The following is a 22,971-nucleotide window of genomic DNA, read 5'->3' as shown; positions in this document are numbered from 1 at the left end:
CTTTCTGATATGATGTTGTGTGATACTGTTCTTGTTAAGGCGATCGGCTAAATTCCCAATTTCTAATTTCCAATTCCCCAATTTTCAATTACCAATACTTCGACTGCACGAGCTTACAAGTTCCCCAATTCCCAATAGTTCGGCTACGCACTTCCCTTCGGCTCCCTTTGGCTTTGCGAACGGGCGAGCCGCGGGCTAGCAGCTAGGCTCAGCCAAAAATCAGCAACAGCTCAGTAAAAATTCCGAATTTCCCAATTATTAAAAGAATCTACCTGAGTGGACATGAATGATTCAATAATTCAGCTATTTATTAACTTAATTACTACTCAGATTGGTTTGCGAATTCGGTCGCAAGATCGTTCGGCTTTGTCTCACAAAATTTTGACTCGGATGAGAGCCAAAAAAATTGCCGAACCCGAAAAATATTATAAACTTTTAACTGCCAAAACTTTGGAAAGTAAAAACGAATGGACAGAATTAGTATTACTATTAACAACAATTGAAAGTTATTTTATGCGAGATAAAGGACAGTTTGCTCTGTTAAATAGAGTAATTTTTCCTGAATTGATAGAGCAGAAAATAAAATTGCACAAGACCTTGGGAAAGCAGCCGACACTGCGAATCTGGAGTGCGGGCTGCTCCACCGGTGAAGAACCTTATTCTTTAGCTATTGTTTTAAAACAGTTGATTCCCGATTGGGATCAATGGAAAATATTAATTTTAGGTACAGATATCAATGAAAAAGTAATCAAAAAAGCGCCCCAGGGAGTTTACAGTCATTGGTCGTTTCGCTTGGTTGAACCGCAGATACAAAAGCAGTATTTTCATCAGAGGGAAAATGATTGGGAAATTAATCTAGAATTGCGCCAAAGTGTCAACTTTAGCTGTGTAAATTTAATCACAGATGAGTTTCCTAATATTTACCAAAATCTTTATAACATAGACTTAATTTTGTGTAGAAACGTTTTTGTGTATTTTGAACATAAGTATATTTCACTGGTACTGAAAAAATTTTCCAATACCCTGAGACCTGGAGGATATTTAATGACCGGTCACGCTGAAGTTTACGGTCAAATTATGAACGAGTTTGAACCCAAGATTTTCCCGGAGTCGGTGGTTTATCAGCGTCGGGAGGCAGTACCGGAGGAAGGCGGTCAAATAGAGTCTAGGGTTGCAACGGTAGGGGAAGCCAACTCGGCATTTCGGGAATTCCCGAAAGCAGATACTATGCGCGATGATAGTGGTGAGTTGCTAACATGGGAAACGATGCCACCTAGTGTTACTACTAACAGCAATTTTACAGAGATAGAGATGCCGCCCGTATTAAAAATAAGTAATCCGCTGGGGAAGATGCTGCCATCTCCCTATCTGGAGGAGGGCTTGCCGAACAATGCCGTTTCAGTTACAGAAAAAATAATAGCAGAAAATACTCAAAATAAAACGCCTCAAATGCTAATTTTAGAGGCTAAAAAGTCATTTAACAATAAAAATTATGCTGAGGCGCTCAACAAGGCACAAGAGGCAATAGACTTGCAGGGACATAATTTTGAGGCTTATTATTTGATGGCTCAAGTTCAGGCAAATTCCGGCAATTATTCTCAGGCAATAGAATACTGTAATCGAGCTAGAAAAGTCGATCCTGGCTCAGTATTTACTGATTATTTACAAGCTCACATTGCTGAAGAACAGGGGCAGTTGGAAACAGCAAAGAATTTATTAAAGAGGACTATTTATATGTGTCCCTCTTTTGTTTCAGCTTATATAGAACTAGGGAATATATACAATAAAGAAGGTCAAGTAAAAAGAGCTATTAAAATGTACAATTCATCTTGTGAAATCCTGAAAGCACTACCGCCAAATACTCCCATAGATTCACAGGGAAAAATGACAGCTAATCAAGTGCTGATGAATGTTAAAAAAAAATTGTTAAAATTATACAGTAAAGAAACTGTACATTAAAATATGGAAACTAAACCGTATCTTATTTTTGAACAGAACGGTTTTCTCTGCGGTATAGAAGCCTGTTACGTTCGGGAAATTTTCTTTCTGCCGGAGTTGACAGCAATTGCAGAAGCACCTCAAGATATTGTTGGGGCGATCGACCTTCGGGGCGAAATTCTGCCCGTGATGGATCTGAACCTCCGTTTTGGATACGCTTGGCAAGAGTATTCTGTGACAGATAGTACGATCGTCCTAGAGTGGCAAGAATCGAAACTCGGTATAATTGTCAATCAAGTTCGCGAAGTTAAGGAAATCTCAGAAGATGCGATCACTCCGCAGCTATCTTACGGGCGAGATAATTCAGAAGCCTCTCATCATTTTGTAGCTGGATTGGCCCGCTGCGAAGCCGATCTTATCATGCTGCTGAATCTCGATTCCCTAATTAGATATTCTCCCAAAAAGTCAGAGGAAAGCTGGCCTCTTTCTCCAAGCAGTGCAGGTAGTGAAGAAACAGCAGGTGAGGCAGAGACGAAAAATTTAAAGTGGCAAATAAATGGAAAATGGTTAGGCGAAAATCCTAAAATTCTGAGCAAGCGTGACGTTTTTTGCCCGCACGCTACGCCGGAAGAAAAAGCAATTTTTAAATTGCGGGCTAATAATTTAAGGCGGCAAGGCGAGGGGGAAAATGGTGCTGCAATTAATATGTCTTTGGCAGTGTTTGCTTTGAATGGCGAATACTTGGGTATTCCTTTAGATCTAGTGCGCGAATTTACTGACATTGGTCAAGTAACTCCGGTTCCTTGCACTCCAGATCGCATAGTGGGAAATATAAATTTACGCGGAGAAATTGTGACGCTAATTGATATTCGCAGTGTTTTAAATATGTCTTTAAATATGTCGGATGCTGCCAATTATCTCTCTAAGGCGATCGTTGTTGAAGTTGGGGATTTAGTCACTGGTATAGTTGTTGACGAAATATTAGATATTATATACTTAAATGTGTCGGAAATTGCGGCTGTTCCGACTGCACTGTATTCTGCCAACCGCGAATATCTAAGGGGGACAGCTCTTTACGGGGAAAAAATGATGGCTATTCTGAACTTGCAAAAACTCCTTACCAAAGGAGGACTTGTGGTTGATGAGGAGGTTTGAATCAACAAGTTATCTCAATTATATCAATTCCGGTTGCACGATCGAGATGATTGTTGACGTTTCACGGTTGAGACTGAACGATTGACAGTGAGTCGAAAAGCTGCAAATTGCGCTGATATATGGAAGATACATATGGAGACGACTTGACTCGACTTTACCACGACGATGCTAGCAGATTTTATCTTATATAGTGCGTCTAAATGAGTTGTAAAATTAAGGTATGTCCACTCCCCCCGTGCTTAAGCGGATCGGGGTAGGCACTCTTGCCACTAACCCTACCAATCTGCATAAATGATTTAGACTTGCTATATAGCAACCGCCAATACGGTGAGGAAGTTGTTCATGGCCCAAATCATAGATTTTATTGCTTCTTCCTTCTTTTTAACTTGCCATTCGACTAGGATCAGGGGGCCGATCGCGCCCTGATCGTAACCGAATGGCGATCGGCTTCGGCTCCCCTGAGCGTAGTCAAAGGGAAGCGAGCCGAAGCGGCTTCTTCCTTCTTCCTTCAACATACGCTATACCAAATCCCCTCGCTTTTCAAGCCATATTGGACTAAAATTAAGGAGAAAAATATGTTTGCTAACTTAATAAAATTCAATATTAGAAAGAGAATGCTGCTTGCATATGTAGCGCCAGCAACTATATACTTGGGTTTTCCCGTGCTAGTTTATACAACTACTAATCAGGTATTGAGTAATTTTCAAGAAGTAGAAAGGATCGAAAATGTGATCAGACACACAAATAATATGTCTGCAGGTGCCGAGCAAATGGTACGGGGGTTGCGCGGGTATTTAATTAATAATAAAAATACGGACTTTTTAAATGATTTTCAAACAGGTTTAGAATTAGCTCGCCAGTCGGCTAATAGTGTTGAGTCAATGATCCAAAATCCTGAACAAAAAGAACGTTTAGAGAAGATGCTACAACTCTGCAACCAATATTATGAGAGTTCTAACCAAATGGTGGTTTTGTTACAACAAAATAAGAGGGCGGAAGCCGTGGCTATATTTAACACCGGAAAACAGACAAAATTTGTGAATGAATTTGTGGAAGTGAATAAGCAATTTCGCGACATAGAAGTCAATGCGATTAAGCAAGCCACCGCAAAAACGAAGGAATCTTTAGTTTTCTTGCTCTGGGCTGTGGTATTTGCTTCCGTACTTTTATTGGTGTTAGGTACTATTATAGCTGGGTTGATTTCGTCAGGAATTGCCCAAACTATCGATCGGGCAATTAGCTCGATCGCCACTTCTTCCACTGAGATCGCAGCCACCGTGGAAGAACAGGAACGCATGGCAAGTCAGCAAGCAGCTTCAGTAAATGAAACTACTACTACAATGGACGAATTGGGAGCATCTTCCAGGGCGACATCACAGCAGATAGAAACAGCCGTGGTTCAAGCAATGCAAGCTTTGAATTTAGCTGGAGGTGGCACAAAAGCTGTAGAACAAACTTTAGAAGCAATGGCCACTCTCAAAACTAAAGTTCAGGATATCCAAGGACAAATTATAGAGTTGAGCGAACAAACAGATCACATTGGTAATATCTCAACTGTAGTTAGCGATTTGGCCAATCAAACTAATATGTTAGCACTCAATGCTGCTGTTGAAGCAGTGCGGGCGGGGGAACATGGCAAGGGGTTTGGCGTGGTGGCGTCAGAAATTCGCAAACTTGCCGATCGCAGTAAAAAATCAGGAGCGCAAATTAATCTATTAGTTGCTGATATTCAAAGGGCGATTAACTCAACGGTAATGGTGACAGACGAAGGAACTAAAACTGTGGAATCGGGCGTGAATATTGCCTCAGAAACCGCAGTGGCATTTGCAGGAGTTGCCAATGCCATTAACAATGTGGTTTTGAGCTCTCAGCAAATTTCTCTGAATGCCAAACAGCAAGCGATCGCGATCGAACAGGTAGTGCAAGCTATGAACTCCCTCAATCAAGCGGCAGCCCAAACCGCTTGCGGTATCAGTCAAACTAAAGTCGGCACTCAAAAATTGAATGAAGCAGCCTTAGATTTGAAAGCAGTTTTGTAGGAGATCGATGAATTATGAGTAGTTCCAAAAAAATGCCCAATATATCCTTAAAAATTAAATCAATTGCTTTGGCGATCGGCATCGCTACAATTCCAGCGATATTAACGGGAGTAATAACTTGTTTCTGGGCAAATCAGAACCTAATCTCAAATCAGCAGTGTAGTTAGTTGTGATTTGTGAGTTATTATTTGGGAGTTGTTATTTTTTCTTTACTACCAATTCCCAATTCCCTATACTTCGGCTACGCTAGCGTACAATTTTCCAATTCCCTATAGCTACGCGAGCGTACAAGTTCCCAATTCCCATACTTAGACTATGCGAGCGTACAAGTTCCCAGTAACCAATTCCCCGTAACCAATGATGAACAAATTTTTCCAAAAAATGCAGCACCGACTGCTCCTACTCCTAATTTTAAGTACCTTGATTCCAGTATCTCTTGTTGGTTGGTATGGAATTTCTTCTTCAACAGAAGCACTACAAAATTTAGCATTAATAACCCTTAGTGACAGTGTTAATTCCACCGCCAATCAAATGATTAACCAATTTGACAATCTGAGAGCCGATATTTTGTTTCTTCGCAAAACTCCCCCAGTTCAGGGAATGATTAGAGCTAGAGAAGGAAAGGGAGTAGACAAACAAACTAATTCAACTTATAAAGATTGGGTTTATCGAATGCAACTCACATTTTTATCGTTGATGGAAGCCAAGCCCTATTATATGCAATTGCGTTACATAGATAACAGCGGTAAGGAGATAGTCCGCGTAGATTCTGACGGCACAAATCTCCAAGTTATTCCAGATTCTCAACTACAAAATAAAGCAGACGCAGATTACTTTTCGGCAACTATGAAGCTAAAATCAGGAGAAGTCTATGTGTCTTCCTTAAATCTGAATGAGGAAAGGGGGAGAATAGAAATTCCTTACAAGCCAACCATTCGCTACGCCACTCCAATTTTTAATGCCAAAGGAGAAAGACAAGGCTTTGTCATTACGAATGCTCTGGGTAGCACTCTGCTCGATATGGTTAAAAATTTTAATCCTGAACTATCAGACCAATCTTTTATCTTAAATCAAGATGGGTATTATCTGGCTCATCCCAATCCTCAAAAAGCATGGGGATTGGAACTCAAAACTAAGGAAAATGTCAAAAATGATTATTCAGGAGACATTGTTGCTAAAATACTCTCAGGTGGCAAGGGAAATATTGACAAGACGGATCTAGTGATTAGCTATAATACAGTTTTTCCCAGCAATGAAAATAAAAATAAATTTTTAGTAATTGTGGATACTTCACCCAAAAAGTTGCTATTTTCTTCTATTGATTCTCTTCAGAAAATAGCCGCGTTTATTGCTATTGTTTCCCTGGCTGTGGTGCTGGGATGGGGATGGTTTTTTTTGCAACAGATTGTTGCTCTCATTCGGGGGTTGATTTACCAAATATCGTCATTTTCACTGCAAATAGAATCTAATATGAATCGGCAAGAGCAAATAGCCGATCGGCAATTTGTCTCTGTCAATCAAACAACTATAACTCTCGAAAATTTGGGCAGATCTTCTCAGCAAACAGCCGAGCAAGCTGAGTCTGTTGCCGCTGCCGCTCGCCAAGCTTTAAATCTCGCCGAAGAAGGTACTAAAAAGGTAGATCAAACTCTCAATCAAATGCTGAATCTTAGAGAAGCTGTGGTGGCAATTTCTAAGCAAAATCATCGACTCGACGACAGCACGAGTCAGATTGGCAATATATCGACTCTCGCAAGTTTGGTTAGCGATTTAGCCAGCCAAACTAATATGCTGGCTCTCAACGCTGCTGTTGAAGCAGTCAGAGCCGGTGAGTACGGTAAAGGTTTTGCGGTGGTAGCAAGCGAAATTCGTAAGTTAGCAGATGAAAGCCAACAAGCAGCACAAAAAATTAATGGTATTGTTCCAGAAATTAAGGGCGCGATCGACTCAACTGTGAAAGCAACTGAAGATAGTCGCAAAACGGTTGCAGAAGGGGTGAAAACAGCACAAGATACGGCCGAAGCTTTTACGGGTGTGAGGGAAGCTTGCAATCTGGTGTTTGCTAGCAACCAGCAAATTTCATTTAATGTTAAACAGCAGGCGATCGCGATTCAGCAAGTAGGTGATGCCATGAGTTCTATGAAGGAATCAGCGTCTCAAACAGTCAGCGGCATTACTCAAGTTAAAATCGGTACTCAACAACTCACAGAAGCTGCCTTTAATCTTAAAGAAGTAGTGTAGTCATTAGTCAGTAGTCATTAGTCATTAGTCAGTAGTCATTAGTCAGTAGTCATTAGTCAGTAGTCATTAGTCATTAGTCATGAGCAATCGACTGAGGAGTCAAGATAATTATCATTACCAATTGCCCATGAGCCATGCTCAATTACCTATTACTCAAAAACATATATGATGATTGAAGATCAAGAACTTCGAGATGTATTTAAAGTCGCTAGTCAAGAACACTTACAGAAACTAGATGACGGATTGCTGTACTTAGAACAACATCCCGACGACTTAGCTAAGTTAGAACAATTGTTGCGAGAAACCCATTCTCTTAAAGGTGATGCTGGGATGCTGGGAGTAAAAAATGTAGCATCTTTAGCTCATCAAATGGAGCATATTTTGGGAGGTGTCAAGCGGGGAGAAACTCCACTAAATTCAGATATTAGCGATCGGCTTTCGCAAGGTTTAGAGGCCATCCGCAAACTCGTTAACGAAGCCGTTACCGGCCAAGATTCCGGCATTAATACATTTTATATCCTCGCTAGCATGATGGGTGCTTCTAGTCAGTTACAGCCACAGGCGGCCGCCTCAATAGTAGAGCCATCATCTTCACCAGTACCAGAACAACCGTTGGTAGAACCGCAATTTACTGAGCCTCCTACCCAACAACCAGAAACCAACGTTGAAAATTCAGAAGTCGTTAACTTAGAGAAGAATTCCTCTTTTTTACCCCGACAATCCCAGCCAGAATTTCCACTGCAAGCTCACAACTTGCCTGCACCTTCTGATTCCGCCCCTGCGTCGGCGTCGCAGTCCGCAGTTACTGCATCCTCTACCTCATCTTACCGCATTGAAACCATTCGCGTTGCTACTCAAAATTTAGACGATTTAATGACTCAAGCAGGGGAACTTACTGTCACAAAAACTCGGCTAGGACACCGAGTTGCAGAGCTCGAACAAATTACAACTTTGTGGGAAGAGTGGAGCCGAGAATATTTTGTAACGAGCTTGACTCTCGATCGGATGCAAATAGATGAAAACGGTATTAAAGCCAACGGTAAATTTAGCCAATTGCAGGATTACTATCAACGTACAGAAGAACGTTTGGAACGTCTCGGAACTTTAGTCAACCGCTTGAGAAATCGAGTTTATGAAGATACTGCCAGACTAGAATTAATCGCTGAGGCATTAGAATCAGGAATTCGCACTCTGAGACTGCTGCCTTTGTCTACTATTTTTAATTTATTTCCTCGAACTGTTCGAGACTTAGCGAAACGGGAAGGGAAAGAAGTTGCCTTAGTGATTGAAGGAGGCGAAACTACAGCCGATAAACGCATTTTAGAGGAAATGAAAGACCCTTTAATGCACATGATTAGAAATGCGATCGACCACGGTATTGAAACTGTTGAGGAGCGGAAAAAACTAGGTAAACCTCCCGTGGCTACTCTCCGAATTAAAGGCTATAATATTGCTAGCAATATTATTATTGAAGTGGCTGATGATGGCCGGGGACTAAATCTAGAGAGCATTAAACAAACGGCTGTAAAACGTAATATTTGTACGCTTGACCAACTGGCCGAAATGACAGAAACTCAAGTACAATCTTTAATTTTTACTCCGGGTTTGTCGACCAAAAAATTTGTTACCGAAGTTTCGGGCCGCGGGGTGGGCTTAGATGTAGTTCGCACTAATGTTGAAGCCCTAAAAGGTAGTATTCAAGTAGAGTCTTTACCGGGAAAAGGATGCACTTTGAGGCTGCAAATCAGCACGTCTTTAGCTACAGCCAATGTATTAATTGTCGTAGTTGAAGACATTCCTTATGCTCTGCCAGTCGAGTTTGTAGAGACGGCACAACAGGTGTCTCAGTCTGAGATATTTGCTATAGAAGGTAAGGAAACTATACTTTCAAAGGGTCAGCCTCTGTCAGTTGCTCATCTTACAGATTTACTAGAATTAAACAATAGACAAGGCTGGCAAAAAAATCGGTATTTGAGACAGGAAACCGGGAGTGAAAGTCTGATAAAAAATCCAAACTACTTCGTAAATTCCACTTCAAAAATGCCTTGTATTGTTTTGAAAGTCGGGGAGGAAAGATTGGGATTATTTGTAGATGCTTTGATAGACGAACAGGATGTGGTGATGAAACCTCAAAGTCAATTGCTGAAACGGGTGCGAAATGTTTCGGGTGCCACCATTCTCGCTACTGGGGAAGTTTGTATGGTACTCAATCCCCACGATTTGATAAAATCTGTACGCCAGCAAGTTTCGTCTCGTGGAGTTTCTGGTGCGCGATCGCAACTTGAGACTGCCACCCGAAAACAAGTTATACTATTAGCAGAAGACTCGATCGCCACGCGCACTCAAGAAAAACGCATCCTGGAAGGTGCGGGTTACGAAGTTGTGACTGCGGTAGACGGATTGGATGCTTTCCATAAATTGAAAACTCGCGATTTTGATGCTGTGATTTCTGACATACAAATGCCAAATTTAGACGGCTTGGCCCTGACTGTTAAGATTCGGGAGCAAAAAGAATACAGTGAGTTGCCGATAATTTTAGTGACATCTTTGGCATCGGATGAAGATAAAAAAAGAGGTGCTGATGCGGGGGCAAATGCTTATATTCCTAAAGGTACTTTCAATCAAGATGTGCTGGTAGAGACACTAAAAAGGTTAGTGTAGTCATTAGTCATTAGTTATTAGCTATTTGTTATTTACTACCAATTAGCAATGCCCAATGCCCTGTGTCTAGTGAAAAATTCCCCGTGCATGGATGCCGAATTTATCATTTCCCGTTCCCCATTCCCCATTTCCCAGCAAACTGATGTTATCGCCCATTAAACTATTGTTAGTTGAAGATTCTCCCGTAGTTACGCTCGTCCTCAAACGAATTTTTGAGTCCTCGCCAGACATCCAAGTTGTAGGAACCGCTTGCAACGGATTAGAAGGACTAGAATTAATCCCCAAACTTCAGCCCCAAGTAATCTGTACGGATTTGAACATGGTACCAATGAACGGGTTAGAATTTACGGAAGAAGTAATGAAGAAATATCCGCTACCAATTTTAGTAATTAGTGCTTCAGTGCAAGCGAATGATACTCAGAATGTATTTCAACTGTTAAAGGCTGGTGCATTGGATGTTTTTCCGAAACCGATTGGCGGGTTGGTATCTGATTACGCTCGCCTCGCCAACCAATTAATAGCTAAAGTTAAAATCCTCTCAGGAGTTAAAGTATTTACACGGCATCAAAAAAAGATGCCAACAGAATATAATAATCACGTTGTAAAAATCAACCAAGCACCAGTTGCTAATTACAAGTTCTCCAACGAAAATGTTAAATCTCCAACTATTAAAGTATTGGCTATAGGGGCTTCAACAGGGGGGCCGCAAGCACTGTACACGATTATTTCTAAACTCCCGGCTAGTTTTCCCGTGCCTATAATTTGTGTCCAGCACATCAGTGAAGGTTTTTTGCAAGGATTAGTTGATTGGCTGGGTAATGAATCGAAACTGCCTGTTAAGATAGCTTCTTTTGGGGAATTGCCACAAGCAGGGACTGTTTATTTCCCGCCAGAAAAACGTCATTTAGAATTGGATTCTCAAGGGCGATTTGTTTATTCAGAATCGGCTCATGCTGCGGGACACTGCCCTTCTGTAACGGTGACATTTAAGTCGGTAGCTAATTTTTATAGTCGGGCAGCAGCGGGGGTTTTGCTGACAGGAATGGGTAGAGATGGTGCTGACGGAATGTTGGCTATCGCCACACAAGGGGGGTTGACAATCGCCCAAGACGAAGCTAGCTGCATTGTCTTCGGAATGCCCAAGGAGGCGATCGCCCTCGGTGCCGCCCAATATGTTCTACCTGTCAGTGCGATCGCTCCCCTACTCCTGGCAAAATTAAAAATTTAGGACTTACCTCGCAAATTGTGCAGAATACCCCGCCCCCCGAATTGTTAACGAAGTCGAGGATCAGAGAGCGCGATCGCAACTTTTTACTTCATTAATTACTCAAATTACTTCATTAATTACTCACAACTAATTTTTTAAAATTCCGATTATTTGATTTTGATAAACTTACCAATTACCTCGCGCAACTTATCAGCATCAAACGGCTTAGTTAAATACTCTGTTGCTCCCGCCAAACGCCCCTGTACCTTATCAAAGGCTCCATCTCGCGCTGTCAGCATTACGATCGGCAAATTCTGAAACTGAGGCAAGCTCCGCACCGTGCGGCAGAGTTCCAATCCGTCAATACCAGGCATCGAAACATCGAGCAACAAAACCGAAATTTGTTCGTGATAAATCGTTGACAAAGCATCCACTGCATTGTCGGTTACGAGAACTCGAAACTCTTTGCCTAAAGCCTGTTTAACAAGTCCTTGCATCACGACGCTATCATCAACTGCCAAAATAGTTGGTACTTGACTGCTACTTGCAGACATATTCTTCTCCCTGTTTATTTATAGTTCTTGAAAATACCAAACATAATTCCCGCCGTCATTTTTTGAGAGTTGTCTCTGTGCAATAATTGTCAACCCCGTTGGAGCGTTAGTTGAAACTTTAGCCCGGTTTTTTTACCTCAAACCCGAAAAAAGGGATTGGGAGAGTGGTCTATCGGCCATTACAACAGTTGCAAAATGTGCATCCGGGCCCATAAACCCTAAAAGGTCGAGTTTGAACAACTCTTGTTACAAAGTTTAACATCTTACCAATCTTTTGTAATTCATCTCCTAACTGTAGTTGAACTCCCGGCTAAGGCACAGCTCGGTAAAGGACACTGGTATTGTGGCACAAACCCCTGATTTAAATCTACCAGCAAGTCAGCTACCCACGATTAGAGAAGTCTGTTAAAATACAATTAAACTGATTAAAAAATTCAAGGTAAGCAATCGCCATATATTTGGGAAAGCCGCTTCCTCCCAACACAGGCTCTTAGATTTAGAGAGCCGGAGGTATTCAAAAGCATAGTCAACTGGAAGTATAATTTATATAGTCTTGGATCTGGGGTGCTCTAACTCCCATAACTCAAAAGTTTCCAGATTCAGTCAAGAGGTTAGTCTGAATTCGGCGCAAGCAGCCTGCGCCGAATTTGCGCCCACAGTCTCCCATCACACAATTCATAGCTTGTTTTTCTCGAAAGTATTGAGAAGGGCGGTTGCCAGCAACTAGACGGGCAGTTACACATGATGAAAGCACCCTTGCCTCTTGATAAAAAAGTGTTCAAGCTCCATAACATTGACTTGTATCAGCTTCTCGGCTCTGCTCCCGACGCTTGCTTGGACAATTTGGTAGGTTTGGCAGCTCAGCTTAGCCGAACTCCTATTGCTTTCTTGAGCTTGATTGACGGAAACCGCCACTGGTTGAAGTCGCAGCTAGGTATCGATCGAACTTTGGCCCACCGTTACCTGAATTTTTGCGATCGCGCCCTGGACCAAATTCCCGAAGAGTTCGCCGTTGGCTCAAACTCAAACTCGGAATTTGACCGGGCAATTTCCCTACAAAAACCGCCAGTTGCTCCCGAATTGGCGATCGAACTCCCTATAAATTCCTTTAAAGGACTGCCTGCCGCCATTGTTCGAGACGCTTCCACAGATGTGAGATTTGGCGAGCATCCGCTGATCGTTTTCTACCCCTTCGTGAAATTTTACGCCGGAATCCCAGTTGTTAGCTCAGATGGGCAGGTGCTGGGAGTGCTATCCGTCATGGACTCGGTGCCGCGAGACTTGACAAAAGAAACGATAGAAGCTCTCCAAGCTTTAAGTCGGCAAGTTGCGAGTTTGGTGGAGCTGCGCTGGCAATTAGTCAAAGCCCAGAAACAGTTGCCAGAGGTAGAAGATATCAGCTCGAACAGCCAGCCAATCTCGGAGTTAGTTTCTGGCTCTAACCGATCGAGCTGGTATGCGGTACATACGCCACAGAGTAGCAGGACAATATACGGCACAAAAAAGCTCCCGACGCTGGGGGAAACAGGCAAATCTCAATATGGGTGGGAAGCTTCAGCGGGCATCGGGCGCGCGGACGATACCCAACAAATCCAAGAAATTGTTGCCGGCTCCCGGCACACCTCGGATCGCCAACTAACGGCAGCATCCCTACAAGAGCGAGCTCGCTTGGGAACCCTGCAAGCTAAAGTCGGTGCAGCCCTCGGACAAGGCGGGAAAATATCGGTCATCCTCAACCGCTGCACCGAGGCAATGGTAGAGTACCTAGACGCCACAGGGGTGAGCATCTGGACTTTCAACCCGCAGACAGAGCGTTTAGAATTGCAGGCCAATTCAGGACTTAGCAGCCAAGAGTGGGCACGGGAAATAGAAGATTGGGTGCGAACAGAAGCCGGAAACCTCCAAACGGCTCCTGTGTGCCTAGTGTCGAACCCGTCTCTCTGCGCCGCCTATCCGCTGATTGTGGAGGATCGGTTGGTGGGAGTGATGGCTCTGTGCAGTAGCGCTTTGGCAAGCGAGGGAGCGCTAGAAGTTCTGGGCTGCATGGCTAACGCCATCGCCGTGGCGATCGATCGCGTCACTGCCCGAGAAGAATTGTTGAGCCGCCGCGAAGCCCTGCTCTTCGGCCTCGCCAGCCAGATGCGGAATTCCCTCGATCTCGACAAAATTTTAGATACGGCTGTCAACGAAATTCGCAGCTTGTTGCAGGTTGACCAGTGCTACTTTTTGTGGTATTCCATCTCGCGAGACGGGCAGCCAAGCTTTGCAATCACCCACGAAGCGGCAAATCCCGAACTGAAAGACCGGCTTACAGAATACCCGATCGAACAAGTAACCCTGCTGGCCGAGAAAATTTGCCACCGCCAAACGCTCCGGATCGGCGACGCTGCCACAGCACTGTGCATCGAACCGTCCACGCGAGCTTTTTTGAGCAGTATCGGTATTGTTTCTAACCTGCTGCTGCCGCTCAAGACTCGCTCCGGTCAAATGGGTGCTGTAGTTTGCAACCATTACAGCAGCCACCGTTCCTGGGCCACGAGCGAAGTGGAATTGCTGCAAGCGGTGGTGGATCAATTGGCGATCGCGATCGACCAAGCCGAACTCTACGCCCAAACCCGCGCTGCCGCCTTAGCCGCTCAAACTCAAGCTCGCCAACTGACGGAAACATTGCAGCAGTTGCAGCAGAAAGAAGCTCAGCTCATCCAAAACGAAAAAATGTCCTCTCTCGGTCAAATGGTCGCCGGCGTCGCCCACGAAATTAACAATCCGGTTAATTTTATTTACGGCAACTTGACTTATTGCAAGCAGTACATGAAAAATCTGCTGGACTTGCTGCACCTGTATCAAAAGCACTACCCCGAGCCTTGCCCCGAAATACTCGACAAAAACGAAGAAATCGATGTTGAGTTCATAGTGCCGGATTTGCTGAAAATTCTGTCTTCAATAGAGATGGGAACTGAACGCATCCGCCAAATTGTCCTGTCTCTGCGGAACTTCGCACGGCACGACGAAGCAGAGATGAAGCCGGTGGACATTCACGAAGGGATTGACAGCACGCTGCTGATTTTGCAGAGTCGCTTGAAGTCAAACGGGCTAGTGCCGGGAATTGAGGTCATTAAAGACTACGGCGACTTGCCGAAGGTAGAGTGCTATCCCGGACAGCTCAACCAAGTATTTATGAATATTTTGGCGAATGCGATCGACTCTTTGGAAAATCAGCCTCCACCCAAGACGATCAAAATCTCGACGGCGGTGGTGAACCCAGACTCGGAGGCTGATGAGTCAGGAAAGTCGAGGGGTCAAGTTGTGGTGATTCGGATTCAAGACAGCGGGCCCGGATTGCCCGAAAAAGCTAAATGCCACTTGTTTGACCCTTTCTTTACCACTAAACCTGTAGGCAAGGGTACGGGGCTCGGCTTGTCTATCAGCTACCAGATAGTGGTGGAAAAACACGGAGGAAGTTTGAAGTGTATCTCGGAACCGGGACAGGGAGCGGATTTCAGGATTGAAATCCCGGTAGCTCGCCCCCCTGCGATCAAAGCATAAACCTGCGGGCGATCGCTTCCAAAAACATTTTTTAAATTTTCTTGTCAAAATGCTTGACAGATTGCTGTGTTTGAATGTTAAGATAGTGAAGGTTAAGACATTGGGGCGTCGCCAAGTGGTAAGGCAGCGGGTTTTGGTCCCGCCATTCAGAGGTTCGAATCCTTTCGCCCCAGTTAAATTGTGTTCGGTCAATCAATTGTTTAACTCATCGTTTAGAGTTAGGGCTTGGCAGACGAGAGACAAACAACTTCAATACTACTCACATCTTGCACCATTCTCAAGAACGGGCTCTGGGGCCAGTTCCACAAAGAGTAGATTTTCTTGTGGAACAGGCCGGAAAGCCTGTTCCTAAAAGACTAATTGAGAAGGGTGCAAGATATAAGTTATATCAATTCCGGTTGCACCGGAATGATATAGCTTTGGTTGTAGGCCACCAATGAAAACAAGTAATATCAAATCCAGTTGCATTGCAATGATTAAACCGCTGTTGACGCAGAGAACACAGAGGAAAAGAACAGAGAGACGAATAATTCCGATGCTACCGGATTTGATATCAACCATCCTTCAGTTTTTCGACTAACAGTCAACAGTCAACACTCAACACTCAACACTCAACACTCAACACTCAACACTCAACACTCAACACTCAACACTCAACACTCAACACTCAACAGGCCCTACTCCATATCACTGCAAATTGCTGGGGCCACGAGCATTTAGCCGATCGAAAACGTATCGGGAAATTGCCGGAAATGCTGTTTCGTCCTTGGAATAAGCAGGATCGTCTGCGAAAACAACTAAGATATAAATGGCGCGATCGTCTAAAGTTCTGACAAATGCTGCTTCGCTGCGGGATTTGGAGGTATAGCCTACTTTGGAACCAAAATAAATATTAGGTGGTAAAGATTCGCCCAAAAATCCTTGTATCGAGTTGAGAGGGTCATTTTTCCACGCCTTGGGGTCTAAGTCTCTCGTTAGCAAGTAAGCCATTTTGCGGCTGGCGACGCTAGAAACCGCTTGTCTAGTATAGATTTCATATATTAATCTGGCGGCTTGGTCGGTAGTTACTTGATTGCGAATCGGCACAGAAGCATCGCCCCGCAATTGCAAGTCGCGACCGATTGGCCCTTCTTGTCTTAAATAGTATATGGGATAATTTTTGGTGCTTATACGAAGATCATTGTAGCCGGCCGACTGGAAAAATGTGTTAATTTGAGTGCGCTTTTTCAGCCAGGTTTGCAACTCTTCTCCTGCGAGCCTGCCACCGGATTTTGTATCTGTGATTTTGTCTAAAAGTCGGCTGGCAGCATCGTTATTGGAGACGCGCATCATTTGCTCTAGGTCGTTTTTAAAGGCAGATTCTCTTTGCGTAATGATGCCTTTTTCTATGGCTGCGTAAAACGCTGCCATCCAAAATAACTTGGCAACGCTAGCGGGAAATCGGAGAGTTTGATTTTGATATCCGGCAAATGTGTGACTTTGGGAATTGCTGACATCAAATAAGCTAATTGATAGCCGTTCAGCAGGCAGTCCTTTGCTGGTTGCAATCTTCACAGCTTCATCAACAATCCCTTGCAATTCTTGAGAGTAAACTGGATTGGGAGGTGTTTTGATGTTGTAGCTAAAGGTAGGCTCGCTTTGACGATCGGCTAAATTTTCCGATGGTTCAATTGTCGGAGGCGAGAGTGTTTCTTGAGGCGAGACGGCCTGTTGAGGCAAGATGACTGGCGGTTCTGGGGCACGGCGAATTCTGAAGGGTATTGTGACGACCCAAAAGAACGCGATCGCCCCGGCGATTAAACACAAAATGTTACGGTATTTTAGCCGAGAAAATTTCGTCCTCACTCGGCGACGAGATGGCACTGGGCCTTCGCTGCTTTGGCGTCGGCGTCCGACGGGGCGCTGGCTGCTTTGGCGTCGGGATTGGATTAGACCTGTTGCATGAATCTTTGCTTGATCGGTCAACCGCAGATACAAGGCAGATGAACGCAGATTAACCCAGATAATTCCCAGAATTGAGAGCGACTTTTGCAAGAGGTCTATGGGGCGTCGGGTCGGGATTGGGCGACGACGAGATAGCACTGGGCGCTCGGTGCTTTGGCGTCGGGACTGGAATGGGCGCTCGGTGCTTTGGCGTCGGGACTCGATTGGGGGTTGCGGCCCGATGGGGCGGCGTCGGCGTTCTACTTGCATTACAGTTTTGTGCTATCAAACTCGCACGATCAGTTTATAATAGGGCGGCATCTAAATGACAAGTGTATCGATCTAGTCCGCTGTTGCCAATTTTATCGGTCTACTAGGCTGATTGAGACTTCTAGTAATTGTAAAATTTTCAGGATAGCACTGAGTTGAAGCAAAATCCTTTGAAAAACATGAGAAATTTTTGGAGTCTGGCTGTTTTGGGATTTGCGATCGTCGGCGTGAATAATTCTTTGATACCTGATGTTTGGGCATTTCAGTCTCAATCTGCTGCGGGATATGTTGTCGATCGACAAACAGCAGGACAGGGCGCGGATGTAGCGTTTTCCTTGACGGGAAAAAGCGAAAATCTGGAGATAACAAACAAGCAAACTGTTTCCAGTTTTCCGAGTATGTTGTGGGACTTCAACAATTTAGCGGAAATTTCCTATTCCGAATTGCTGAAACTGCTGGCGAGACGATCGGACTCCAATAATACCGAGAGAGAAACCGTTGCACAACCTGAAGACATAGCACGTTTTGAAAAAGTTGTACAGTATGCAAAACAACAAAATTTGCACGATCGCTCGATGGGAGAAATCGTCCAGGCGATCGCCGATAATTTCCTAGGAAAGCCCTACGCCGCTGGTTTGCTGGACGAATCCGGCGAAGAAAAGTTGATCGTAACTTTGAATAAATTTGATTGCGTTTTATTTGTAGAAACCGTTTTGGCGATCGCCAGGGGCGTAGCAGTACAAGATTACGACTATCAAAATTTTGTAAATCGCATAGAAGAACAGCGGTATTTAAACGGTAAAATCAACGGTTATTGCAGCAGATTGCACTATTTTTCCGAATGGATTAACGACAATCAAAAACGGCAAACTGTGGAAAATATCACGGCTGAATTAGGGGGAGTACCCATGAATAAAACACTAAATTTCATGAGTCAGCACCGCAGCAGTTACCCGCAAATGGCCAAAGACGAAGCGACTTATCAGTGCATAGTCAGCCAAGAAGCAGACTTAGCCAAAACTACTGTTAATTACATCCCGACAAATCGGATAAAACGTGTTTATTCTCAGTTAAAACCAGGGGATATTGTAGCGGTAGCCACGGATGTTAAAGGATTGGATGTCACCCACACCGGTTTAGTCTACCGCAATGCTGACGGCAATATGGGTTTAATTCACGCTTCGCCGGCTGGGGAGGTGACGGTTGCTTATGACTTGCACAGATATATTAGCAGAGTCGAAAGTGCGATCGGCATTGTAGTCGCTAGGGCGAAAACACCTAATTAAATTGGTTTGTACTGGGAGGGTGCATCAGGTTGCATTATTTTAGCTGCAAATTCAAAATTTCTAGACTTATTGCATAAATCTTTGATCGATCAAGAAACCGCAGATACAAGGCAGATAAACGCAGATGAACGCAGATAATTGCCAGAGATTTTGGGACTTTGGTAAGAGGTATTCTGTGCTGACGAACCCTACAAACTCTCTTGTGGGGTGGGCAGGCGAACCCACCCCGAATAGACAATTTAAATGCACAACAGCTTATTGAACAATTTCGCTGCGAGATACCTTACTACTTCTAGCAGGATTTGGCGTTAATTCGGGCGGCGAAACTTGAACACTTCCCCACTCATCCACAAAGCTTTTCAGTAAAACCTCTTGCTGAGTGCGAAATGCCTCGACATTAGCCCCACGATTCATAATCACAAACCACACTGTTTCTTGTTTTTGAGTTGGCAGCGCTCCGGCCAAAGCGCTAACATTATCCAGGGTTCCAGATTTGATTACTGCTAATTGGGGAAGCGGCCGTTCTGACAGTATTCCTTTATCTTTCCCAACTACAGTTAAGACATCGGCAACTGTCATGCTGTAAGGTTGAAGATAGCGTTCTAAAGCTATAAATAACGCGCAAGCAGCCCGGGGAGAAATCAGATTTTCTTCGCTCAATCCCGAACCGTTGACGAGTTGAATTTCTGCGGGAGGAACTCCGGTTGCTGCTGCTGCTTTTTTCGCGACTGTTTTGGCGCCGCCGACAGTATCAGCTAGCATATCTGCCATGAGATTGTTACTGTACTGATTCATTTTTTTGACCAGTTCAGCAAGGGGCAAAGAATAATGTTTGACTAAAGGCTGCACGTCATTGGGAGGTGCTGACAAAACTTTTACAGTACCCTCAATTGCTATTTGGGGTTTTGGCGTATTGGGAGGCAGGGTTTGATACTGGGCGGCGGCTTCGCTGGGCCAGATTTGACTGTTCAATCCTTGTTTGAGCAATTCTCCCGATTTGAGGGGATCGAGTTCAAAGTTCATGTAAAACTTATCGACAATTATCAAATTGCCACTGACTCGCTTGATCCCTTTTTGATTTAAGGCGTTACCGAGGGCGATCGCCTCTTCCCAGACAAACAAGGGATCGGCGTTTCCCTGTACAATTAAATCGCCTTTTAATACGCCGTTTTCAAATTTTCCCGTTGTACCAATTAAGGTAATAAATTGATGTTCCGGCCCGAATTGTTGCAGCGCTACGAGAGATGTTGCTACTTTGGTAATAGAAGCGGCCGACAGAGGAACAGTACCTTGATGATTGGCTAGCAAAGTATTGCCCGATTGCATCCAGATCCCTTGGTCTTCTTTGGCAAAACCTTGGGCCGCCAACCCGTTGAGATATTGCTGGATTTTGGTATTTGTGGCGGTTTCGGGATTGCTAACAGAGACTATTAAGGGCTGAGGCTGACTTGGTTTAACTGGGGGCGGGGAAGATTCAGCTACAGGAGAGGGAGATGCAAGTTGAGGTGATTCAGTAGCTGCACATCCGGCAATAATTGTGAGAAGGGCGATCGAACTCGCAGCAGTCAAGTAGCGGTTTTTCAGCATTACTTTAATTTTTTTCATCAAATGTACGATCGTCTGTTCGGCACGCCCGATGGAAATTTTAGCACTAGCCCGCGCGTTTTGGAGCATCCGGAGCTGCGTTACCAGAATTGCGAACCGCTAACATTAGCTATCTTCTTCTCCATCTTCCTTCGCGTTCTTTGCGTCTTCGCGGTTAGTTGAATAGAGATTGTTTAAATACTGCGGGATTTTATATCAATAGCCCGGACTGTTTTTAGTTCGTAGTCTGAAACCCTCGATTTTCGGTTGGTAGCTCGATTGCCTTGGAGCCTTGAAACCCTTATTATACGGTTGGTAATCAACAACTGTCCGAAGTATTGTTATACCAGTTCCCAAAATAATGCAACTCTAGGCAAGCTCCCAACCCTTATCTTATAAGTCATTCCCAAATCTAAAATCTAAAATCTAAAATCTAAAATCTAAAATAGTCTGATCTTCAGCGCCTGGGGCCTTCACCCCAGGCCGATCGCTCTCACAAATTTTCGATAAACTGGTTTATCCAGCCATACTCCCTATACTCAGCGGCACCATTTCGCCGTGCATCGTCAGGCCTAATAACATCGGCCCGCCCGGTCGAATCAACTCTCCTGTAAGCGCGCAGCGTTCCTCCTGCTGTGCTGTGGCATTAATGCTAGCTCGAATATCCGATCGAGAAAACATCTGCCGATACTCTCCAGACTTCTGCTGCACGTAATTCCAGAGCAAATCTCGAATCAAAGCTTGATAGCCTTGATTGCCCGCGAGTTCTTTAAGTCTCTCCTTGAGCTCTCTTTCGAGTCGAATGCTGGTGACTTCCATTTCGGTGGTTGAGGTTCTAGGTAGGGTATGCATAATTTTTTCTCCGTGACGGGTGGACATATGTGTAATATCAGTGTAGTATGTTTACAGCTAGATTGAAAGCCTCTTAACCACCTTCTGCCGACTTTGAAATTTCTCCCCACCTACTCCACCTATCAACTGAAGTGCGATCGCCCCAGGGGTCGCTCCGAGTCGTTACAGCACGTCTTTTGGACGGGTTTTGCGACTGTCGCAGCGACCTCGTGGGCGGGCTTGGGCCTAATTAAACGCGGTTATAGTGGATTAGAACAAACGGCAGAAATTAATTACAACGAGGTAGACCGAGACGGTCTGCAAGTGGCACAGCCACATCGAGATACGCGAAGCGGGAGGTACAGCTAAACGACTGTACCGAGACAGGATGAAAATTTGCATGAAAGCAGTTTTTCTAGCCCCCGCTTCTAAGTAAGAGAAGCGGGGGCATTTGATTGGATATTTGAGAAATTCGATCCGCTTGGGGAACTGGGAAAAAACCAGATGTAGCCAATGCTGACGAAGCAAGCAAAATTCAAAATTCAAAATCTAAAATCTAAAATCCAAAATTGATGAGGAGGAGCAAGCCGTGACCGTAGTAACTGATGTATTGAGGCAATCTGTGGTGGTGTTTTCTCAGAATTACCTACCAATGAGCCGTGTCAACATCAAACGGGCGATCGTACTGTTGGTAACAGGCAAAGCTGAACCTCTGGATTTTAGCATTGGCAACGGCTGGCTGGTACGATCGCCCAGCAGCAGCATCCACGTACCCGAACAAATCCGCTTGACTTTTGGTAACAGGGAACGCCTGTGGAAAGTGCCCCCGGTCAATCGCCGGGAAGTTCTGCGCCGCGACGCTCATTCTTGTCAATACTGCGGTAGCAATCGGCATTTGACGCTGGATCACGTGATGCCTCGATCGAAGGGCGGCCCGCATACTTGGGACAACGTGGTGACGGCTTGCGAACGGTGCAATTCTCGTAAGGGCGATCGAACTCCCATAGAAGCTGGAATGTCTCTGCGAACTAAGCCGAAGGCTCCTATACACCCCACTGTTGCTTTTGCAGAACTGTTTTGGCACGAATACCAAATAGGGGAATAGGGAATGGGAAGAATTTTAGATTTTAGATTTTAGATTTTAGATTTTAAATTGATGCGTAATTCTCATCTAAAATCTGCCCTAAATCGCAATTCCAAATTCCCTATCGCCAATTTTCAATTACCAATTTTAAACTTTCAATTCCAAATTTAGGGCTGTCAATATGCTGAAGTTGACTTACACTGAAACGGGCTTTAACCTGGAGCGTTTGGCTCAATCTCCCGAACAGTTAGTGGCGCTGCGAGTTGTGCTGGCTATGCGAGTTGGTCAAAGCATCAGCGTCGAACCGAGCACTGCGGCATTTTTGCTGCCCGCGAATTTGCCGGCGCTGTCTCTGTTGGAATCTGAGGCCCGCCGAAACGACAACGATGCGATCGAGCTTTGTGTTGCTGATGCTGACTTTGTAGAAGTGACTCTGCGCGGTACGTGGATTTCTGAGGCGTCTGAGGAGGCTGACGGCGTGTTTGCGACTGTGTTGGGCGATCGGGCCGAGCTCTTGCTGCTCAAACTCTGGCTCGAAACTCAGGCTGCTGCGGAGGTTGTCGGGGAAGTCGGCGATTAATATCGGATGTGGAAGGAAGAGGGAACAAGGAATAGGGAAGAAGCAAGAAGGAAATATTTTCTTCATATCGCA

Annotated in this window: 16 protein-coding genes and 1 tRNA gene; 12 read left to right on the top strand and 5 right to left on the bottom strand. The window is 44.5% G+C overall.

Annotated elements, in window-relative coordinates; all coding sequences use genetic code 11:
• The first annotated feature begins 282 nt into the window (after nucleotides 1–282).
• The gene (locus QUB06_RS17610; RefSeq protein WP_333436361.1) at nucleotides 283–1,959 is read left to right on the top strand and encodes a CheR family methyltransferase; all 1,677 of its coding nucleotides are present in this window, start codon (nucleotides 283–285) and stop codon (nucleotides 1,957–1,959) included.
• A 3-nt stretch (nucleotides 1,960–1,962) separates the two neighbouring features.
• Nucleotides 1,963–3,093: a chemotaxis protein CheW gene (locus QUB06_RS17605; RefSeq protein WP_333436360.1), complete on the top strand. Its 1,131-nt coding sequence runs from the start codon at nucleotides 1,963–1,965 to the stop codon at nucleotides 3,091–3,093.
• 305 nt (nucleotides 3,094–3,398) lie between these two features.
• Here QUB06_RS17605 and QUB06_RS17600 read toward each other — a convergent pair whose 3' ends face one another.
• Nucleotides 3,399–3,608: a hypothetical protein gene (locus QUB06_RS17600; RefSeq protein ID WP_333436359.1), complete on the bottom strand. Its 210-nt coding sequence runs from the start codon at nucleotides 3,606–3,608 to the stop codon at nucleotides 3,399–3,401.
• Nucleotides 3,609–3,668: 60 nt separating this feature from the next.
• Here QUB06_RS17600 and QUB06_RS17595 point away from each other — a divergent pair, with 60 nt between their 5' ends.
• The 4 genes from QUB06_RS17595 (at nucleotide 3,669) to cheB (ending at nucleotide 11,262) form a co-directional block, all read left to right on the top strand.
• Entirely contained in the window at nucleotides 3,669–5,132 is a 1,464-nt protein-coding gene (locus tag QUB06_RS17595) for a methyl-accepting chemotaxis protein (RefSeq protein ID WP_333436358.1), read from the top strand.
• Between the two features lie 357 nt (nucleotides 5,133–5,489).
• Nucleotides 5,490–7,373 (top strand): methyl-accepting chemotaxis protein, encoded by a 1,884-nt coding sequence (locus QUB06_RS17590; RefSeq protein WP_333436357.1) that lies wholly within the window; start codon nucleotides 5,490–5,492, stop codon nucleotides 7,371–7,373.
• A gap of 168 nt (nucleotides 7,374–7,541) precedes the next feature.
• Nucleotides 7,542–10,034 carry a hybrid sensor histidine kinase/response regulator gene (locus QUB06_RS17585; RefSeq protein ID WP_333436387.1) on the top strand — a complete coding sequence of 831 codons (2,493 nt, stop codon included), beginning with the start codon at nucleotides 7,542–7,544 and terminating at the stop codon, nucleotides 10,032–10,034.
• Nucleotides 10,035–10,176: 142 nt separating this feature from the next.
• On the top strand, nucleotides 10,177–11,262 hold the full coding sequence (gene cheB / locus QUB06_RS17580) for a chemotaxis-specific protein-glutamate methyltransferase CheB (protein WP_333436356.1): 1,086 nt from the start codon (nucleotides 10,177–10,179) through the stop codon (nucleotides 11,260–11,262).
• Between the two features lie 146 nt (nucleotides 11,263–11,408).
• On the opposite strand, the gene QUB06_RS17575 is transcribed toward cheB, so the two are convergent.
• Nucleotides 11,409–11,795, bottom strand: a complete 387-nt coding sequence (locus QUB06_RS17575; protein ID WP_333436355.1) for a response regulator — start codon at nucleotides 11,793–11,795, stop codon at nucleotides 11,409–11,411.
• 741 nt (nucleotides 11,796–12,536) lie between these two features.
• Between QUB06_RS17575 and QUB06_RS17570 the strand changes: the two genes are divergently transcribed.
• Complete coding sequence (locus QUB06_RS17570; protein WP_333436354.1) at nucleotides 12,537–15,341, top strand: GAF domain-containing protein; 2,805 nt, start codon at nucleotides 12,537–12,539, stop codon at nucleotides 15,339–15,341.
• Nucleotides 15,342–15,442: 101 nt separating this feature from the next.
• Nucleotides 15,443–15,514, top strand: a tRNA-Gln gene (locus QUB06_RS17565).
• Between the two features lie 514 nt (nucleotides 15,515–16,028).
• On the opposite strand, the gene QUB06_RS17560 is transcribed toward QUB06_RS17565, so the two are convergent.
• Nucleotides 16,029–17,204 carry a serine hydrolase gene (locus QUB06_RS17560; protein ID WP_333436353.1) on the bottom strand — a complete coding sequence of 392 codons (1,176 nt, stop codon included), beginning with the start codon at nucleotides 17,202–17,204 and terminating at the stop codon, nucleotides 16,029–16,031.
• 509 nt (nucleotides 17,205–17,713) lie between these two features.
• Here QUB06_RS17560 and QUB06_RS17555 point away from each other — a divergent pair.
• Nucleotides 17,714–18,820 carry an N-acetylmuramoyl-L-alanine amidase-like domain-containing protein gene (locus QUB06_RS17555; RefSeq protein WP_333436352.1) on the top strand — a complete coding sequence of 369 codons (1,107 nt, stop codon included), beginning with the start codon at nucleotides 17,714–17,716 and terminating at the stop codon, nucleotides 18,818–18,820.
• 255 nt (nucleotides 18,821–19,075) lie between these two features.
• On the opposite strand, the gene QUB06_RS17550 is transcribed toward QUB06_RS17555, so the two are convergent.
• Together QUB06_RS17550 and QUB06_RS17545 are read right to left on the bottom strand one after the other, a co-directional pair.
• Complete coding sequence (locus tag QUB06_RS17550) at nucleotides 19,076–20,407, bottom strand: D-alanyl-D-alanine carboxypeptidase (protein ID WP_333436386.1); 1,332 nt, start codon at nucleotides 20,405–20,407, stop codon at nucleotides 19,076–19,078.
• Between the two features lie 513 nt (nucleotides 20,408–20,920).
• The gene (locus QUB06_RS17545) at nucleotides 20,921–21,256 is read right to left on the bottom strand and encodes a ribbon-helix-helix domain-containing protein (RefSeq protein WP_039886507.1); all 336 of its coding nucleotides are present in this window, start codon (nucleotides 21,254–21,256) and stop codon (nucleotides 20,921–20,923) included.
• 93 nt (nucleotides 21,257–21,349) lie between these two features.
• On the opposite strand from QUB06_RS17545, the gene QUB06_RS17540 reads away from it, so the two are divergent.
• The 3 genes from QUB06_RS17540 (at nucleotide 21,350) to QUB06_RS17530 (ending at nucleotide 22,899) form a co-directional block, all read left to right on the top strand.
• Entirely contained in the window at nucleotides 21,350–21,604 is a 255-nt protein-coding gene (locus tag QUB06_RS17540; protein WP_333436351.1) for a hypothetical protein, read from the top strand.
• A gap of 220 nt (nucleotides 21,605–21,824) precedes the next feature.
• Nucleotides 21,825–22,340, top strand: a complete 516-nt coding sequence (locus QUB06_RS17535) for an HNH endonuclease (RefSeq protein ID WP_333436350.1) — start codon at nucleotides 21,825–21,827, stop codon at nucleotides 22,338–22,340.
• A 160-nt stretch (nucleotides 22,341–22,500) separates the two neighbouring features.
• Complete coding sequence (locus tag QUB06_RS17530; protein ID WP_333436349.1) at nucleotides 22,501–22,899, top strand: alr0857 family protein; 399 nt, start codon at nucleotides 22,501–22,503, stop codon at nucleotides 22,897–22,899.
• Nucleotides 22,900–22,971 lie beyond the last annotated feature (72 nt).

The sequence above is a fragment of the Microcoleus sp. D2_18a_D3 genome (genome assembly GCF_036702455.1).
Classification (GTDB): Bacteria; Cyanobacteriota; Cyanobacteriia; order Cyanobacteriales; family Microcoleaceae; genus Microcoleus.
The sequence above is the reverse complement of the archived record's forward strand: the minus strand, read 5'-3'. Positions and strand labels throughout refer to the sequence as shown.

What these genes read in the sequence shown, in the direction of transcription:
- QUB06_RS17545 (WP_039886507.1), bottom strand. Translation starts at nt 21,256, where the DNA reads ATGCATACCCTACCTAGAACCTCAACCACCGAAATGGAAGTCACCAGC.
- QUB06_RS17585 (WP_333436387.1), top strand. Translation starts at nt 7,542, where the DNA reads ATGATTGAAGATCAAGAACTTCGAGATGTATTTAAAGTCGCTAGTCAA.
- QUB06_RS17595 (WP_333436358.1), top strand. Translation starts at nt 3,669, where the DNA reads ATGTTTGCTAACTTAATAAAATTCAATATTAGAAAGAGAATGCTGCTT.
- QUB06_RS17550 (WP_333436386.1), bottom strand. Translation starts at nt 20,407, where the DNA reads ATGCTGAAAAACCGCTACTTGACTGCTGCGAGTTCGATCGCCCTTCTC.
- QUB06_RS17575 (WP_333436355.1), bottom strand. Translation starts at nt 11,795, where the DNA reads ATGTCTGCAAGTAGCAGTCAAGTACCAACTATTTTGGCAGTTGATGAT.
- QUB06_RS17570 (WP_333436354.1), top strand. Translation starts at nt 12,537, where the DNA reads ATGATGAAAGCACCCTTGCCTCTTGATAAAAAAGTGTTCAAGCTCCAT.
- QUB06_RS17610 (WP_333436361.1), top strand. Translation starts at nt 283, where the DNA reads ATGAATGATTCAATAATTCAGCTATTTATTAACTTAATTACTACTCAG.
- QUB06_RS17530 (WP_333436349.1), top strand. Translation starts at nt 22,501, where the DNA reads ATGCTGAAGTTGACTTACACTGAAACGGGCTTTAACCTGGAGCGTTTG.
- QUB06_RS17590 (WP_333436357.1), top strand. Translation starts at nt 5,490, where the DNA reads ATGATGAACAAATTTTTCCAAAAAATGCAGCACCGACTGCTCCTACTC.
- QUB06_RS17555 (WP_333436352.1), top strand. Translation starts at nt 17,714, where the DNA reads ATGAGAAATTTTTGGAGTCTGGCTGTTTTGGGATTTGCGATCGTCGGC.
- QUB06_RS17605 (WP_333436360.1), top strand. Translation starts at nt 1,963, where the DNA reads ATGGAAACTAAACCGTATCTTATTTTTGAACAGAACGGTTTTCTCTGC.
- cheB (WP_333436356.1), top strand. Translation starts at nt 10,177, where the DNA reads ATGTTATCGCCCATTAAACTATTGTTAGTTGAAGATTCTCCCGTAGTT.
- QUB06_RS17600 (WP_333436359.1), bottom strand. Translation starts at nt 3,608, where the DNA reads ATGTTGAAGGAAGAAGGAAGAAGCCGCTTCGGCTCGCTTCCCTTTGAC.